Source organism: Nonomuraea sp. NPDC026600 (genome assembly GCF_040638335.1).
Taxonomy (GTDB): Bacteria; Actinomycetota; Actinomycetes; order Streptosporangiales; family Streptosporangiaceae; genus Nonomuraea.
Genome location: NZ_JBEZYD010000004.1, coordinates 90,560 through 106,574 on the forward strand (window position 1 = coordinate 90,560; position 16,015 = coordinate 106,574).

At 66.6% G+C, this 16,015-nt stretch carries 16 protein-coding genes and 4 tRNA genes; 9 read left to right on the plus strand and 11 right to left on the minus strand.

Features of this window, described 5'->3' with window-relative positions; all coding sequences use genetic code 11:
• Window positions 1–8: 8 nt before the first annotated feature.
• Both AB0F17_RS10630 and AB0F17_RS10635 read right to left on the minus strand, forming a co-directional pair.
• Window positions 9–284: a hypothetical protein gene (locus AB0F17_RS10630; protein WP_358019560.1), complete on the minus strand. Its 276-nt coding sequence runs from the start codon at window positions 282–284 to the stop codon at window positions 9–11.
• A 209-nt stretch (window positions 285–493) separates the two neighbouring features.
• Entirely contained in the window at window positions 494–871 is a 378-nt protein-coding gene (locus tag AB0F17_RS10635; RefSeq protein ID WP_358019563.1) for a hypothetical protein, read from the minus strand.
• 313 nt (window positions 872–1,184) lie between these two features.
• Here AB0F17_RS10635 and AB0F17_RS10640 point away from each other — a divergent pair, with 313 nt between their 5' ends.
• Complete coding sequence (locus tag AB0F17_RS10640; RefSeq protein WP_358019566.1) at window positions 1,185–3,224, plus strand: cellulose binding domain-containing protein; 2,040 nt, start codon at window positions 1,185–1,187, stop codon at window positions 3,222–3,224.
• Between the two features lie 9 nt (window positions 3,225–3,233).
• Here the strand turns inward: AB0F17_RS10640 and AB0F17_RS10645 are convergent, their stop codons facing one another.
• Together AB0F17_RS10645 and AB0F17_RS10650 are read right to left on the minus strand one after the other, a co-directional pair.
• Window positions 3,234–3,797, minus strand: a complete 564-nt coding sequence (locus AB0F17_RS10645; RefSeq protein WP_358019569.1) for a hypothetical protein — start codon at window positions 3,795–3,797, stop codon at window positions 3,234–3,236.
• A 39-nt stretch (window positions 3,798–3,836) separates the two neighbouring features.
• Window positions 3,837–4,412, minus strand: a complete 576-nt coding sequence (locus tag AB0F17_RS10650) for a hypothetical protein (protein ID WP_358019572.1) — start codon at window positions 4,410–4,412, stop codon at window positions 3,837–3,839.
• 43 nt (window positions 4,413–4,455) lie between these two features.
• Here AB0F17_RS10650 and AB0F17_RS10655 point away from each other — a divergent pair, with 43 nt between their 5' ends.
• The 4 genes from AB0F17_RS10655 to AB0F17_RS10670 all read left to right on the plus strand — a co-directional run bounded on the left by AB0F17_RS10655 (window position 4,456) and on the right by AB0F17_RS10670 (window position 8,728).
• On the plus strand, window positions 4,456–5,862 hold the full coding sequence (locus tag AB0F17_RS10655) for a hypothetical protein (protein WP_358019575.1): 1,407 nt from the start codon (window positions 4,456–4,458) through the stop codon (window positions 5,860–5,862).
• Window positions 5,863–5,906: 44 nt separating this feature from the next.
• The gene (locus tag AB0F17_RS10660; protein ID WP_358019578.1) at window positions 5,907–6,485 is read left to right on the plus strand and encodes a TetR/AcrR family transcriptional regulator; all 579 of its coding nucleotides are present in this window, start codon (window positions 5,907–5,909) and stop codon (window positions 6,483–6,485) included.
• A 93-nt stretch (window positions 6,486–6,578) separates the two neighbouring features.
• On the plus strand, window positions 6,579–7,916 hold the full coding sequence (locus AB0F17_RS10665; RefSeq protein ID WP_358019581.1) for an MFS transporter: 1,338 nt from the start codon (window positions 6,579–6,581) through the stop codon (window positions 7,914–7,916).
• Between the two features lie 50 nt (window positions 7,917–7,966).
• Window positions 7,967–8,728, plus strand: coding sequence for an SDR family oxidoreductase (locus AB0F17_RS10670; RefSeq protein WP_358019584.1), 762 nt, complete (start codon window positions 7,967–7,969; stop codon window positions 8,726–8,728).
• A 223-nt stretch (window positions 8,729–8,951) separates the two neighbouring features.
• Here AB0F17_RS10670 and AB0F17_RS10675 read toward each other — a convergent pair whose 3' ends face one another.
• The 5 genes from AB0F17_RS10675 to AB0F17_RS10695 form a co-directional block, all read right to left on the minus strand.
• Window positions 8,952–9,077, minus strand: coding sequence for a hypothetical protein (locus AB0F17_RS10675; protein ID WP_358019587.1), 126 nt, complete (start codon window positions 9,075–9,077; stop codon window positions 8,952–8,954).
• A 108-nt stretch (window positions 9,078–9,185) separates the two neighbouring features.
• Window positions 9,186–9,259 (minus strand) — tRNA-Phe (locus AB0F17_RS10680).
• A 5-nt stretch (window positions 9,260–9,264) separates the two neighbouring features.
• Window positions 9,265–9,339, minus strand: a tRNA-Asp gene (locus tag AB0F17_RS10685).
• An 81-nt stretch (window positions 9,340–9,420) separates the two neighbouring features.
• Window positions 9,421–9,493, minus strand: a tRNA-Glu gene (locus AB0F17_RS10690).
• A complete protein-coding gene (locus AB0F17_RS10695) occupies window positions 9,494–11,038 on the minus strand; it encodes a metallophosphoesterase (RefSeq protein ID WP_358019590.1) in 1,545 nt (514 codons plus the stop codon). It lies immediately after the preceding tRNA gene.
• Between the two features lie 60 nt (window positions 11,039–11,098).
• Between AB0F17_RS10695 and AB0F17_RS10700 the strand changes: the two genes are divergently transcribed.
• Window positions 11,099–11,440 carry a metallopeptidase family protein gene (locus AB0F17_RS10700; RefSeq protein ID WP_358019593.1) on the plus strand — a complete coding sequence of 114 codons (342 nt, stop codon included), beginning with the start codon at window positions 11,099–11,101 and terminating at the stop codon, window positions 11,438–11,440.
• 109 nt (window positions 11,441–11,549) lie between these two features.
• Window positions 11,550–12,815 carry an MFS transporter gene (locus AB0F17_RS10705; RefSeq protein ID WP_358019595.1) on the plus strand — a complete coding sequence of 422 codons (1,266 nt, stop codon included), beginning with the start codon at window positions 11,550–11,552 and terminating at the stop codon, window positions 12,813–12,815.
• Here AB0F17_RS10705 and AB0F17_RS10710 read toward each other — a convergent pair whose 3' ends face one another.
• Complete coding sequence (locus tag AB0F17_RS10710; RefSeq protein ID WP_358019598.1) at window positions 12,816–13,112, minus strand: PspC domain-containing protein; 297 nt, start codon at window positions 13,110–13,112, stop codon at window positions 12,816–12,818.
• Between the two features lie 99 nt (window positions 13,113–13,211).
• Between AB0F17_RS10710 and AB0F17_RS10715 the strand changes: the two genes are divergently transcribed.
• A complete protein-coding gene (locus AB0F17_RS10715; protein WP_358019601.1) occupies window positions 13,212–14,366 on the plus strand; it encodes an acyl-CoA dehydrogenase family protein in 1,155 nt (384 codons plus the stop codon).
• A 56-nt stretch (window positions 14,367–14,422) separates the two neighbouring features.
• A tRNA-Lys gene (locus AB0F17_RS10720) sits at window positions 14,423–14,495 on the plus strand.
• A 540-nt stretch (window positions 14,496–15,035) separates the two neighbouring features.
• On the opposite strand, the gene AB0F17_RS10725 is transcribed toward AB0F17_RS10720, so the two are convergent.
• On the minus strand, window positions 15,036–16,010 hold the full coding sequence (locus tag AB0F17_RS10725; protein ID WP_358019604.1) for a hypothetical protein: 975 nt from the start codon (window positions 16,008–16,010) through the stop codon (window positions 15,036–15,038).
• Window positions 16,011–16,015: the final 5 nt, after the last annotated feature.

Genomic DNA, 16,015 nt, shown 5'->3' on the forward strand with positions numbered 1-16,015 from the left:
CGCGGGGCTCAGACCCGCTTCCACCGCCACTGCCCGTTGCTGTACTGGCTGCACTGATACTTACGGTTGGTTACCTTCGCGAATCCGTACCGGCGGTGCGCGGCTTTCGGGCAGTACGCGCCCGGTGTGACGCAGTTCCAGTGGTTACCGGATCGCTGATAGGTGCAGGCGGTCGCCGTCGCGTTGACGTGCGCCTGGACGGCGGAAGCAGGCAGAGCGGCCACGACGGGCACGACCAGCGCCGAGCCTATAAGAGCGGCGGAAACGAGCAGACGTTTGAGCAACAGGCGCTCCCAGATAAGTACCGATAAAACAGGACTAATCTGGGACGACCAATGCCTTGATCGGGTTGCCGACCAGGCGTGTCCACATGCGGACATCTCGCGAAAATCGCGGCTGATGAGTCAGGGGGTCAAATTAGTGTCAGGTCGAAAATCGGCAACCGTGGCGGTGATGGCGGCCACCGCGTTCAGGGAGCCGCGGCGAGAAGCGATCAGGCGTCGAACCAGGCCGCGGAAGACTGCACGAGAAGCAGCGCGATGACCGCCACCGACAGCCCGAGCCCCAGGAACTCTCCCGCGCTCGGCGTCGCGAACCCGTTCGACCCGGTGAACGCCCCCACCACGTAGCTGATCACGTTCACGCCCTGGATGCCGATCCCCGTCCAGCGCACCCACTTCCTGCGCGACTTCATCTTGACCACCACCAGCACGATGACCACGGCGGTGGCGATTCCGAACAGCAGGGGGAGAAGGACGATGGCGCTCCAGCCCACCTGTACGAACAGCAGGGCCAGGATGGCGGTCATGACGAGCGTCAGGACCATCTGAACGCACATGATCGTCCGGGCGGCTCGCACCGTGCCGGGCATGACCTCAGTCTGAGCAGGATGCACGGAGGCCTCCATCATGTGCGGGCGCGCACCTTAGCGGATCTTGGGCCAAGCAAAGCGCCCGCTCCGGTCGGCTGTCAAGGTATTTGTCGCGCACCACTAATACCGAGACGCAGTTGATAATTACTTACCTCCGACGATGCCTCAGTGAATGAGCTGGACTTTTCCCATCGGTCATTGTGAAAGTTTCACCGTTGTTTGACGGGCCTGGCGCCACCCCTCACGATCATGATGCCTCCTGGGTCGGAAGGAGGCGTCGAGTGAATGCCGCTATCCATGGTGAGGTGCGCCGATGCCGAAATTCTCACTAAGAGCAGCGTCCGCCGTCCTGCTGACGCTGACCGCCCTGAACATCCCCGCGGCGTACGCCGACGAGGTCACCCCGGTCGCGGTGACCGTCAACGCCCGCGCCGCGCTTGCCACCGTCCCCGACACCGGCATCGCCACCAACCAGGCGATCTGGGACACCAATCTGGGCACCGACGCGACCGCCGACCTGCTCAAGGACGCCGGCGTGAAGCTGCTGCGCTATCCCGGCGGCTCCTATTCGGACATCTACCACTGGGCCGACCACACCGCTCCCGGCGGCTACGTGGCGCCCAACACCGACTTCGACACCTTCATGCGTGGTGTGCGGCGCACCGGGGCCCAGCCGATGGTGACCGCCAACTACGGCACCGGCACCGCCGAGGAGGCCGCGGCCTGGGTACGGAGCGCCAACGTCACCAAGGGCTACGGCGTCAAGTACTGGGAGATCGGCAACGAGAACTACGGCAACGGCCACTACGGCTCCGCCTGGGAGGCGGACGACCACGCCGACAAGAGCCCGGCCGAGTACGCCCGCCACGTCGTGTCCTACGCGGACGCGATGAAGGCGGCCGACCCCACCATCAAGATCGGCGCAGTGCTGACCACGGCCGCCAACTGGCCCGACGCCATCGTCGCCGACGGCGACAACGGCACCTGGAACAAGGTCGTCCTGTCGATCGCCGGACCGAAGATCGACTTCGTGATCCTGCACTGGTACCCCGGCGCCCTCGACAAGGCCGCCCACGTCCCCGACATGATCCAGCTCACCCGCCAGCAGATCGCGAAGTACGCCGGGTCCGGCTCCGATCGGATCGGCATCGCCATGACCGAGTTCAACACGGGGTCGAGCAGCGCCGGCACCAACACGCAGCCCGGGGCGCTGGCCGCCGCCGACGCCTACGCGACACTGCTGGCGAACGGGGTCTTCACCGTCAACTGGTGGAACGTCCACAATGGCATCGGCAACGTCACGCAGGTCGAAGGACATACCGATTACGGAGACTTCGGCCTGCTGTCGAGCGCCACGTGCACCTCCGACGGCAGCGTCTGCGAGCCGACGCTGAACACACCGTTCGCGCCGTACTACGCGCTCCAGATGACGAGCAGGTTCGCCCGCCCCGGAGACCAGTTCATCCGGGCCGCGACCGACCAGGCGAAGGTCACCGCGCACGCCACCCGCCGCCCCAACGGGGATCTGTCCGTCCTGTTGATCAATAAGTCGTCCGACACGTCCTACCCCGTCACGATCAGCTACTCCGGCTTCAGCCCGGCGTCCGGCGCGCCGGCCGTACTGACGCACACCAACGGCGCCACGAGCATCACCAGTTCGACAGCGGGAAGCGCGACCAGCCAGACACTGGCGCCGCTCTCGCTGACCACGATCGTCCTGCACCCCTCCACCCCCCAAACCGGACGTCCGGGCACGCCGGGACAGCCGACCGCCACCAACGTCACGGACAAGACCGCCACGATCTCCTGGCCCACCGCCGCCTCCGGCGCGCGCCCGATCGTCAAGTACGAGCTGCACCGCCAGAACGGAGCCATCAGCGAGCAACTCGGCGAGACCGCCGGCACCTCGCTCACGGTGAACAACCTCACCCCAGGCACCCGCTACACGCTCAACGTGCTCGCCCGGGACAGTGGCGGCGGCCTCTCGTGGGCCTCCCCGCCGCTGACGTTCACCACCGGCACACCCGCTTCCAGCGCCTGCGCGGTACGGCTGACCATCCAGACCGACTGGGCCAGCGGCTACGTCGGCACCATCGACATCACCAACAACGGCGCGCCGATCAACGGCTGGACCCTGAACTTCGGCTGGCCCCGAACGTGGCAGAGCCTGGGCAGCGGCTGGAGCGCCGTCTGGACGCAGAACGGATCGGACGTCAAGGCCGTCAACGAGGCCGGAAACGGCTCGCTGCCCACCGGCGGGTCGACCTCGATCGGCTTCGTCGGCAACTACAACGGCCCGAACGTGCTGCCTGCCGTCTTCACCCTCAACGGAACCGTCTGCACGACCCAGTAGCAGCGCTCGTCACGGCACGCGATCGGCCACGGCTGCCCACGTCGGGGACAGGGACGGCAGGCCGGCCGAACGGTAGAGCACGACGATCAGGGCCACGACGGTCGCGAACCAGGCGATGGGCGTGACAACTCCCAGGTCGGCGTAGCCGTACCCGGACAACAGGCCGAGCACTCCCAGACTGACCACGGCCCAGCGCAGCACGTCGAGGAGGGTGACCCTGGAGCTGTCTTCATAGGGACGAATCCGTCTGATGACGGCGTCAACCACCAGCCAGACGGTGACCAAGGCACCGACCGTGTTGACGAGGCCGACCACGTGCGAGAAGGAGAGAACCGTCAGGGGATGGCTCGAGGGCTCGCCGAACGCGATCAGGGCGACAAACGACGTGCACGCCACAGCGACGGCAAAGGACCTGGCCCGGCTGAAGGGGTCGTCGACGGATCGCTGCAGCTCGGCCAGTCCGGCCGCGCACAATCCCCATCCGACGGGGTCGAACAGCAGGTCGAAGCCATTGAAACGGAGGGCACCGAACGCGAACACGAAACCGAGGGCGATCTTCGAGACGGGCGGCATACGGCGCAACCTTCCAATTGTCCACGGATGAGCTGACGGTCAGGGCCAACGCGGGCTCACCGCGTCGTTGCACACGTCGTCGGCGAGAGCCCGCTGCCAGGCGAGCGGGATACTTCCCGTGGGTCCTGTCAGCTGCCATGAGCCCCCCGGCGCCTCCGCTGACCCTGAACCCGTCCAGGTTCGGTAAGTGAAGCGCATCGGCTGGGGCTCGTGTGGCACAGCCGCGCAGTCAGTGATGACGATGCGCCTATGCATGGTCGCCGAGCTACCGCCCTCCAGGGTGACCACGGAACTTTCCTCGTCCGCCTTGTCAGCGGGCAGCAAGCGGAGGCCCGGCATTTCCGCCGAGATATCGGTGAGGGTGACGGGCGCCAGTCCCTCGTTTTCGAACTCGATGAACGCCCTGGTGGACAGGACACCATTCTCGTCCACGTCCGCATGGACGAAGAACGGGTCGATCTCCCACCGGATATGCGGTGTAATCGCCGCTGACCACCACGGGGCCGCGGCGATAATCACGAGCGACAGCCAAATGAACACCACGACCAGTAATCGCGCACGCCGGGCACGCCACGTGGCGATGCCAAATTGCTGCCATATATCGTCCGAACTCACGATATAGAACCATATATGGTGTCACTTCGTGACGATACCTCCGATGATCGCTTGGGTAGTCTCCGCCATCACCCTGCTGACGGCAGCCGTTCCGGTCACGCGAGAGCGACTCAACACGTTCGCCGCGCTGATTGGCCTTTCCGTCACAGAGACCAACGCCCGCCAGATCATCGACCATTTCTCCGGCTTGCGCCGGTGGCGGCTGATCGCCCTCACCCTCGCTGTTCCCTTGGCCTGCCTCACCAATGACCTGTTCTATCTGGTCCTGGGGTGGTGTGCCGTTTCCGTCTTCCGCGATGTACGACTGCCGGTCCCGGTACTTCATGCTCACGACGACGCGAATATCTATCGGCAAGCATGGCTGCTCGGTTTGGGCGGCGCCGTGGTGGCAGACGGCTATCTACTGGTGACCCAGGGCGCCACTCCGGCTCGTCTGGCCCATGCCGTCATCGTGATTGTCGTGGCGGCAGCCGTACCACTTGCCGCCCGGAAACTGAGCGCCAGACCGGCGCCTGAAGCCTCGGATGACATAGCCCAAGCCGAACTCGCCATCGGCCAATGGTCGACACGGACCCTCTACCTCGCGGGAACCGCGACCGTCCTGTCAGGGGCACTGCTCATCCCTGGGCAACCACCACAACGCGAACTGCCCGAATACTCGATGCCCAAGTCGTTTCCAGAACATATGGGGACTTTCGAGACGGTGGACAAATACAAGGGGCCTACCTGCGCGTGGACCAATCAGATGGACGACCCCTGCCGGTCATGGCTGGTGAACGAGGCGCTATTTTCCCAGGCCGCGCCGTACATCGTCGGAAAAGGCGGAGCACCCCAGCGGGCGCCGTTCGTCCGCAGCCCCGACAAGAAGGCCGTCGTCTACCTGGGCAGACACGATCGCCGCATGGTGTATCAGGACGCCGGGGGCATCCATTACCTCACCGGCAGCCTGGCTGACACTGTGGTGCCCACGCCCACGTTCGCCGTCCAGAGCAGGTATGTCGCCCTGGCCAAGAACAGCGCGCAGATCATCGACACCAGGACCTGGACCACGCTGTCGATCCCCGGCGCTCAACAGGTCCATGACCTCAACGAGAGCGGGATCGTGGTCACGACGGCGTCTCAGGTGCTCGTTCTGGACCATCGGGGAAAGACGAGAATGGCCCTCCCCCTCAGGAAGATCAAGAATGTTGCTCCCGAGGACACGTACCACCTTCGATCGGACGGAAGCCGCTTCGTGGTCGTCCGAGGCGATGAGACGCTTGTTGAGACCTTCGACCCACGGACCGGCAAGCGTGTGTCCAGCGTTGTTCCCAAAATCCCCGACGCCGACTTCCTCGACATCGGCCTTGGCTGGTCGAAGGAGGGCCCCTTCCTGGTCCGCACCTACAACAGCAAACGCGTCTACTACCTCGACCTGGCGACGGGCAAGCTCTGGAGACGTCAGAAGTGATCCATATTTGACAGGTCGTTCTAGAAAACCGTAGGCTCGGCGCCGTGGCAAGGACCAAGGAGTTCGATCCTGACGTGGCGCTGCAGGCAGCCCTGGAGCTGTTCTGGGAGCGGGGGTACGAGGCGACGTCGATGGCCGACCTCGTCGAGCACCTGGGGATCGGCAGAGCCAGCATCTACGCCACCTTCGGCAACAAGCGCGACCTCTACCTGAAGGCCTACGAGCGCTACCTGCAGAACGGCATCGACTTCATCGGCCTGCTGTCACAGCCGGGGCCGGTGCTGCCCGCCGTACGCGCGCTGGTCGAGCGGTTCGCCGATGAATCCGCGCACGACGAGAAACGCCTCGGCTGCCTGGTGGTCAACACCGCCGTGGAGGTGGCGCCGCACGACCCCGTGCTGGCCCGGCGCGTGGAGTCCAACTGGGATTACATCGAGACCACGCTGACCTCGGCGCTGACCAGGGCCCGCGCCCAGGGTGAGCTGGCCGAGGAGAAGGACCCTCGGGCGCTCGCCCGCTTCCTGCTGACCTTGATGCAGGGCATGCGGGTCATCGGCAAGAGCTCCAACGACCCCGAGCGCCTCTACGACGCCGCCGCCCAGGCGCTGCGCGCTCTCGACTAGCCCCGACCTCCTCTGGCGCGGCCCCTTCACGCCGTGAAACGGCGCATTTTCGCGTCTTCATACTGGAACGATCGATCTGGAAAAGAGGAGTCCGTGACCACCCCCGTGGCCGTCCCGCCCGCACCCACCAGGCCGACCGCCCCCGCCTTCGCGCTGCTCGGCACCGTCCAGATCATGCTGATCTCGGGCATCACCGTCGTCGCCGTCGCTCTGCCGGCGATCCAGGATGAGCTGCGGCTCAGCGGTGGCGACCTGGCGCTGGTCAGCACGGCGTACGGGCTGGCGTTCAGCGGGTTGCTCCTGCTCGGCGGCAGGCTGGCGGACCTGTACGGCAGGCGCCGGGTGCTCATGCTGGGCCTCGGCCTGTTCGGGGTCTCCTCGGCCGCGGCCGCCCTGGCCCCGGGGCTCGCCCTTCTCCTCACCGCGCGGTTCGCCCAGGGCGTCGGCGCCGCCCTGGCGGCTCCCTCGGCAATGGCGCTGCTCGGTGTGCTCTTTCCCGACCCTCACAGGCGGGCCCGGGCCACCGCCGTCTGGGGCGGTCTGGCGGGCATCGGTGCGACCGGGGGCATGCTGCTGTCCGGTGTGTTCGCCGAGTGGGCGTCATGGCGGTGGGCATTCGGCGTGCCGTTGATCGCCACGGCCCTCGCCATCGTGGCGGCACCCCGGCTGCTCCCCGCCGATCGGCCGGTACCGCGTGCTCGCATCGACATCCTCGGCGCCGTACTGGTGACAGCAGGACTCTCCACACTGAGCTACGGGCTGGTGGAGAGCTCGTACGGCCCGCTCATCGGCGGAGCCGTCCTGCTGCTCGCCTTCATGATCGTGGAGTCCCGTACGGCCGCCCCCCTGGTGCCGCCGGCGTTCTTCGCCGCACCGCGAAGAGCCGTCGCCCTGGCGGCGATCGTCCTCGGCTCGGCGGGCATGGCCACCAGTTTCTTCTTCCTCTCCCTGCATCTCCAGCAGGTTCGCGGCCTGTCTCCGCTGCTGACCTCTGCCGCGTTCCTGCCGTACGGCGCGGTTCTGATCGGTACGGGCTCGGTCGCCGGGCGGCTGCTCGCGCGCTTCGGCGTCCGGATCGTTCTCACGACCGGCCTGATCACGGCCGCCGCCGGACTGTTCCTGGTCGGCAGGTTCGACGGCGCCCTCATCGCCGGCCTGCTGGTCCTGCCGTTCGGCATCGCCCTGACGTTCGCCGGCGCGACCGTGGCCGCGGTCACCGACGTGCCCGACGAGCAGGCCGGGCTCGCCGGTGGCGTGGTCAACACGGCGATGGAGATCGGACCGACTCTCGGCCTCGCCGTCCTGGTGTCGCTGGCCGCCGCACAAGCCGGTGACGCCACCTCCGGCTACGGCTTCGCGCTCGCCATCGCCGCTGTCGCCTTCATCCTCATGGCCCCGATCGCAGCCCTGCTCCTGCGCACCCCTCGATAAAGCCCCCGACAAAGCCCTCGATTAAGCCCTCGATTAAGAAGGAGAACATCATGACCGCTCGATTCATCGACAAGGTCGTCCTCGTCACCGGCGGCGGCTCCGGCATCGGCCGGGCGACCGCCCGCGCCTTCGCCCGTGAGGGCGCCACCGTCGTCGTCTCCGGACGTGACGCGGAGAACCTCGACCAGACGGTCAAGCTGATCGAGGCCGAGAACGGGCGAGCGAGCCTCGTCATCGCCGACGTCACCAGGCAGGAGGACGTCGCCCGGATGGTGGCGACGACCGTGGAGCGTCACGGCGGCCTGCACGTCGCGCACAACAACGCCGGTGTCTTCGGCCAGGCCGCGCCGCTCGCCGACCTCGACGTCGACGGCTGGCGTAACGTGCTGGACGTCAACCTGACCGGCGTGTTCCTGTCGATGAAGTACGAGATCCAGCACATGCGCTCCCATGGCGGCGGCACGATCGTCAACACCTCCTCCAACATCGGAGCCCATCGCAGGCTTCGCGGGGCGAGCGCGTACGCCACTTCCAAGGCGGGTGTGAGCTTCCTGACCCGCGCCGCGGCACTCGACCACATCGATGACGGCATCCGTATCAACGCGGTCAGCCCCGGAGCCAGCGACGCCCCGATGTCCTCGCTGCCCGGCGAGAGCCGCGAGGAACGCGACGCCCGTATGGCTCCGTATATTCCGCTCGGCAGGGTCGGCACACTCGACGAGGTCACCTCCACCGTGCTGTGGCTCGCCTCCTCCGAGTCCGGATTCGCCGTCGGCCACGACCTCGTCATCGACGGCGGCGCCACCGCCTGACCACGAAGCAAGCTGGGGCGGGGTCCGGGGCGGCTGTACAGCCCCGGGCTCCCCTCCGCCTTGATGCCCTGCCCGCGCGGGGCCACAAGGCTCTGCGTCCGGCACGGTCTCGCACGCTGCCTCGGCCTGCCGCAGGCGGTGTACGAGGCCACCTCCAGATCGTGTTCGGCGAAGATCGTCTGGATGATCTCGAAATAGGGTGGAGCCTCCCCCAAGGCCCTTGTCAGGGGCTGTCGGACCCCCACAGAGCGACGATGTCCACCCGAGCCGCGGAGGGGAAGGGCTCGACCGTGACGTCCTCGCTCGGGTCAGCGAAGAAGCCGTCCGCATCGAGGCAGAACCCGATCATCCTCGTCGATCAGAAAGAATTTCGGCCGGACGGAATCCACGCGCCCCATGAACCGTCCCAGAAGATCAAAAAGCCCCGAACGATGATCCGTTCGGGGCAAAAAAAATGTGGTCAGGGGCAGGGTCGAACTGCCGACCTTCCGCTTTTCAGGCGGACGCTCGTACCAACTGAGCTACCTGACCCAGAGCGGTCCTGACGGGACTTGAACCCGCGACCTCCACCTTGACAGGGTGGCGAGCACTCCAAACTGCTCTACAGGACCTTGCTTTCTTGCTTTGCGACTCGCTTAGCTTACCAGTTCTTCGGTGGCCTTCGACCAACCGTTTTTTGGTGCGCTTTGCGGTGCCCCCAACGGGATTCGAACCCGTGCCGCCGCCTTGAAAGGGCGGTGTCCTAGGCCGCTAGACGATGGGGGCTCAGGAACTTTCCCTGTCGCCTTCCGTCGGAGACCTCTGAAGCATAGGGGACGATTGCCCCTGATGCCAAAGTGGCGGACCGGCGGCCGGCGTTGTCGTGCCAGTGATCGATCCCGTTGGCGACGGGGCGTTCGTTGGCGCTGGAGAAATCATACGTCCAGGGTCACGCTCCACGTGACGCTGGATGTACACCGACTGCTCCCCGAGGCCGCCGAGCGTGATGTCGTCCCAGGCCTGCAGGCGTCTGGTCTCCTTGTCGAAGTACATGACGGAGGCCTGTACGGGGGTCGGCTGGGGGTGTTCGAGGGCACGCAGGCCGGCGCCGCCCGTAGAGCCCTGGACCAGCAGTCGGGTGCCCGTGGGCAGCACGGTCGTCGATCGTTCGTGGGTGTGACCTGCGAGGATGATCGGCGTGGCGCCGGAGAAACCGCGGCCGACCTCCGGGTCGTGGACGGCGACCACGTCCGGTTTCCCCATCCGCGGCACGCGTGAGCGGCCGAACTGCGCCAGAACGGCCGGGTCCGAGTCGACGACGACGGTCTTGTCGGGGGTGAAGCGGGGATCGCCCAGGCCGTAGATGTTCAGGCCTGCCACCTTCTGGGTCTTGTCATCCAGAACTACGGCGTTCTTCTGCTTGGCGACCGCTTTCTGAGTGATCATCGAGTCGTGGTTGCCGCGAACGTAGACGTAAGGGACGCCAAGGGTGGCGATCTCGTCGACGAACTTGTTCTCGGCTTTGGTGCCGTGGTCGGAAATGTCGCCCGTATCGATGATCATGTCGACCTTGAACTGGTCCTTCAGGGAGCGGATGACGTTCCAGGCGATCGGGTTGATGTGGATGTCCGAGACGTGGAGGACACGGATGGATCTGGGGTCCGCGTCGTACAACGGCAGGTTCGACACCGTGTCGTACAGCTTCGAGACGTTCGTGACCAGCTTGGTGAGCTGCGACCGGTACGACTCGAACTTCGTCACGATCGACTCCGCGCTGCCCACCAGCGACGGCGCGGCCGCGATCAGGCCCGAGTATCTGGGCTCGACGAGCGAATTGGGGCGGAACGTGAGCGCGGCGAACGCGCTCGTGCCGGCCAGCGCCACCGAGGCGGCCAGCAGGCCGAGCAACGCCACCCGCGGCCGCCTGAACACCAGCAGGCTCGCGATCAGCGCCCCCGCCCCCGCGCACAGCATCGAGCGGATCAGCAGCAAGCGGACACCGTCCAGCAGGTCGCGCTCGATGATCTCCGGCAGCCGGTCCGCCAGGCGCGGGTCCTCGAGGAGCGCCTTGGCACGTTCCTGGTCGATGTTCTCGAGCGAGATGCGGAGCCTTAGCGGGGCGTCGTGAGTGCGGAACGTGAGCGTGCCCAGCGGGCTGGCGTCCACGACCGTCTCGCCGTCCCAGGCGGGCCGGAGCGACATACCCGTCTCTACCGGACCGATCTGAGCCTTGAGGGTCCCGCTGAGGAAAATGCCGAGCCAGGCGCCCACCGCGGCCACGATGAGGACGGCCACGACCCTGGACACCCGGGACTGGAGGACTGCCGTCAATCTGTCAGTGAACTTCATACAGTTTCTTGCTTACCCGACCAGCGGGGCAGAATGGCAAGGGTGATCGAGGTTTCGCGGGAGAAGTTCGAGGAACTCGTAGCCGAGGCGCTGGACACGATTCCCCCAGGTCTGACCCGGGCGATGAGCAATGTCGTCGTCACGGTCGTCGACGATGCGCCCGAACCCAACCTGTTGGGCCTGTACACCGGGATCCCCCTCACAGAGCGCGGCGACTGGTACTCCGCAGTCCTGCCCGACCGCATTGAGATCTACCGGAATCCGATATGCCAGATTTGCGATACGGAAGACGACGTGGTCGACGAAGTACGCATAACGGTCGTCCACGAGGTCGGGCACCACTTCGGCATCGATGACGCCCGGCTCCATGAACTAGGCTGGTAACCGTTCGCAATGGGTTGGCTTCTTTGGGTTGCGGGCCGTCAAATGATCGGGCACCTTAGGTGACATAGCGAGCACTCTGAGTCAGGCACAGCGGAGTCCAATGGGGGCCATGCGGACGCGACGGCTGCTGGGACGGCATCGCCGCGCCCTCCAACGCCAAGCCACATACGGCGAGGTCATCGCCATCAGGGAGTTTCGCGCGCTCTGGTACGGCCAGGGCCTCTCCCTGCTCGGTGACCAGCTCGCCCAGGTGGCACTGGCCGTACTTGTCTATGACCGCACCCGATCACCGCTGGCGACCGCGGCCGTCTACGCGCTGACCTACCTGCCGACGATCGTCGGCGGCCCGCTGCTGGCCGGCCTGGCCGACCGGTTCGCGCGCAGGGGCGTCATGATGACGTGCGACCTGATCCGCGCGGCCCTGGTGGGCGTGATGGCGCTCCCGGGGGTTCCGTTCCCCGTGCTGTGCGGGCTGGTGTTCCTCGTGGTGCTGCTCAGCGCGCCGTTCTCGGCCGCGCGCGCGGCACTGCTGCCCGAGGTGCTCGAAGGTGACCGGTACGTCGTCGGCTCCGCCTTGCAGAACATGACGAACCAGGGCATCCAGATGCTCGGTTTCGCGGCCGGCGGCGCGATGATCGCCACGATAGGTCCCTACCGCGCGCTCGCGCTCGACGCGATCACGTTCCTGGGCTCCGCGTTGATCCTGGTCATCCGCGTACGACCACGTCCAGCGGCCGCCCGCGACGGCGCCAGGCCGTCGATGTGGGCCATGACCAGGGCGGGCGCCCTTCTCGTCTTCGGCGACCGAAAACTCCGCACCCTTGTGCTCTTCGCGTGGCTCTGCGGCTTCTACATCCTGCCGGAGGGCCTGGCCGTCCCCTATGCGGCGAAGCTCAGCACCGGCACCCTGTCACTCCCGGTGGTCACCGGGCTGCTGATGGCGGCGATGCCGACGGGGACCGCGGTGGGGGCGTTCTTCTTCAGCAGGTTCGTCACGCCGCCGCGGCGCCTGCGCATGATGGGGTGGATGGCCATGTTGAGCTGTCTGCCGCTGGTCGTGACCGCGCTGCGGCCACCGTTGGCCGTGGTGCTGGCCGCGTGGTTCCTGTCGGGGGTCGGCGGGGCGTACCAGCTCGCGGCGAATGCCGCTTTCGTCCAGTGCGTACCGGCGGAACGACGCGGTCAGGCGTTCGGCCTGGTGCAGTCGGGGCTCATGGCCGTACAGGGGATCGGGATCCTGATCGGCGGGTTCGCCGCGGAGAGACTCGGCCCAGAGCCGGTGGTCGCGCTGGCCGGCGTCATCGGTGTGACGGCCGCGGCCGTGCTCGCCATCCTCTGGTCCGAGTCCCGCGTCGAGACCCCCGCCCCCACCTGATCACTGCTGCGGCTTCTGCTCGCCGCTGTAGTCGGTGTGGTCCTGCCAGGTGGACTTGGCCTGCTGCTTGTCGAACAGGTCCTGGACGATCGAGGTGTCCCGGCCCTCTTCCGGCATGAGCAGCCAGCCGGCCACGTACACGCCGACCCCGAGCCCACCGAACAGCGTGACGATCGCCAGGCCGATTCTGATCAGGTTGGCGTCGATGCCGACGTACTCCCCGATACCCGAGCAGACACCCGCGACGATCCGGCCGTTGTTGGTCCGACGAAGCTTCTTGACGTTGTATTCGCTCATGCCTCAAGACTGCCCTTCGGCCCGGCGTTCGCGCATCAGGATTCCCCCTGGTAGAACCCTGGTAGGCCCTTACGGCCCTTCGTCACGGAAGGACGCTCGATGGACGATCTGCTGCGCCTGGACGACCAGCTCGACGGCGACCAGAGGCTGATCCGCGACACGGTCAGGTCCTTCGTCGACGACCGCGTCCTGCCGTACGTCGGCGACTGGTTCGAGCAGGCCACCTTCCCCGCCCGCGAACTCGCGCCCGCACTCGGCTCGCTCGGCCTGCTCGGCATGCACCTCAAGGGGTACGGCTGCGCCGGCACGGACGCCATCTCGTACGGCGTGGCCTGCCGCGAGCTGGAAGCCGGAGACTCGGGTTTGCGGTCCTTCGTCTCGGTTCAGGGATCGCTGGCGATGTTCCCCATCTGGCGTTATGGGTCCTCCGAGCAGAAAGATCAATGGCTGCCCGCGATGGCCGCCGGTGAGGCGATCGGCTGTTTCGGCCTGACCGAGCCCGACCACGGCTCCGACCCCGCGAACATGCGCACGTACGCCAAGCGAGACGGCTCCGACTGGATCCTGAACGGCTCCAAGATGTGGATCACCAACGGCTCGATCGCCGACGTGGCCGTCGTATGGGCCCAGACCGACGACGGCATCCGCGGCTTCGTCGTACCGACCGATACGCCCGGCTTCTCCGCCCCTGAGATCCACAAGAAGCTATCCCTTAGGGCCTCCATCACCTCGTCCCTGTACTTCGACGACGTACGCCTGCCCGCCTCCGCCGTACTTCCCGAGGTGTCCGGCCTCAAAGGCCCTCTCTCCTGCCTCTCAGAAGCCCGCTTCGGCATCATCTGGGGCGTCGTGGGCGCGGCCCGCGCCTGCCTGGAGGCAGCGGTCTCATACGCGAAGACACGCATCCAGTTCGACAAGCCGATCGGGGCGTTCCAGCTGACGCAGGAGAAACTCGCGTGGATGTACGTCGGGACGGCCCAGGCGGGCCTGACGGCCCTGCATCTGGGCGCCCTGAAGGAAGCCGGAAAGCTGGAGCCCCGGCAGATCAGCTTCGGCAAACTGGCCAACGTACGGGCGGCACTGGACATCGCCCGCCAAGCTCGGACGATCTTGGGCGGGAACGGGATCACGCTGGAGTACCCTGTGATCAGGCATATGAACAACCTGGAGAGCGTGCTCACCTACGAAGGCACCCAGGAGATCCACACACTGGTGCTGGGCGAGGCGCTGACGGGGCTCGCGGCTTACCGGTGAGGGGGCGAAAGGGCGTCGCGTGGGGGGCGGTAATCTCTGTACCCTTGCTGTTGCTGGGGGCGTTAGCTCAATTGGCAGAGCTGCGGACTTTTAATCCGTAGGTTCCGGGTTCGAGCCCCGGGCGCCCTACTACCTCCTTACCAGGGAAAACACCCTAAGATTGATCAACGGTCGTGCCCCTGTGACAGCACAAAATGACAGCGCAAAGCCCTGCGGAACCTCGCGGAAGTACGCGACCGGGCGCGGGCCTACTCCCCGAAAGTGATCCGGACGATCTTCCGATCGGCGGGAAGCACCTCGGCGGCCTTCCCGCTCCGCTCGACCACCAGGACCGGCACCCCGACCGGGATCCCGAGATCGCGCCTGTGGGTGCCAGAAACTCGGCCGTGCTAAGCGACCTGCGCGTATTTCATGGATCAGGCCGCCGAGGTGATCATGTCGGATGACCGTGCTGTCGACCTCGGCAGGGTCGGGTAGAGCTCTGTGCCTGCCGAAAATTCGTCCATGCAGTTCAAGTTCGCTTGCGCCATCGTTCATAAGGATCCGGTCTTCGGGACCGAACCGCACTCGACCCCCCGAAGTCCCTGGCGGCCGGCAGGCAAGGAAAGGGATCTCCGTGGAAGCACAGAGTGGTGTGTGCGGCCCCTGGGCCGCACACACCGATGCACGTCAGAAGGTACAGAAGGCGATGCCCTGGATTCTCGTCTCGTACGGCGAGTCGTTGTAGACGTAGGACTGCCAGGAGGAGTCCGACTCCGGGTAGGTGTCGGTGACGGCGCCCACCGGGCTGTTGTGCGGCTGGAGCACGCCACCGCCGATGAGACGCCAGCCCGACGGGCAGGTCGCCGTGGCCGAGCGGAGCTCACCCACTCCGACGGTGCCGAGTTGGCCCTCCACGACCTGGTAGGGCCCGGTGCCTCGCACGCAGACGGCGTACGGCCACACGTCCACGTTCTCGACACCGGTGTTACGCACGTAGTTGGTCCAGGTGTCTCCGGTGGAGTCCGGCGCGAGGGCGGGAGCGTTCACGGTGTTGGGCACCGGCCAGAACCCTCCGCCCACGGCCTTGCGGCCGTCGGTGCACGTCGCGGAGGCGGCGCGGTAGACGCCGGGCTCGGCGATCCGATGTGCGCCCTCGGTGAAGAGGTAGTCGCTGACGTTGGAGTCGCAGACCGCGTAGACGGTCATGCTCGCGGAGCTGCCGGAGAGGTTCCGGACATTCACGATCCAGCCCGCGGCGGTGCTCGGCGTGAGCGGGCCGGTGTGGATGAGGCGGACCCCGCCGGGGCTGGAGTTGGACTCCCCGCCGTTCACCGCCCGCATCCCGGACGGGCAGTAGACCCACTGCCGCCACACCATGCCCGCCGGCACCGTCATCGGACCGTAGTGAACGATCTGACGACCGGCGACCGCCCCTTTCGAACGGGCCGATCGGGGCGCCGTCTTGGGCTCCGCCACGGTCGGCAACCGCAGTTCCCGCACCTTCTCGCGCGGTCCGGAGACCGACCCGCCGCCACCTTCATCCACGCTTCCTGGGTGCGGGGTGGATGCCGCGGCTGTGCCCGGCAGGGCGGTCAGCGACAGCGCCACCAACACCCGCGCCGCCATCATCAAGGGACGTGAGATGCCCGAGTTCATCGTCATCTCTC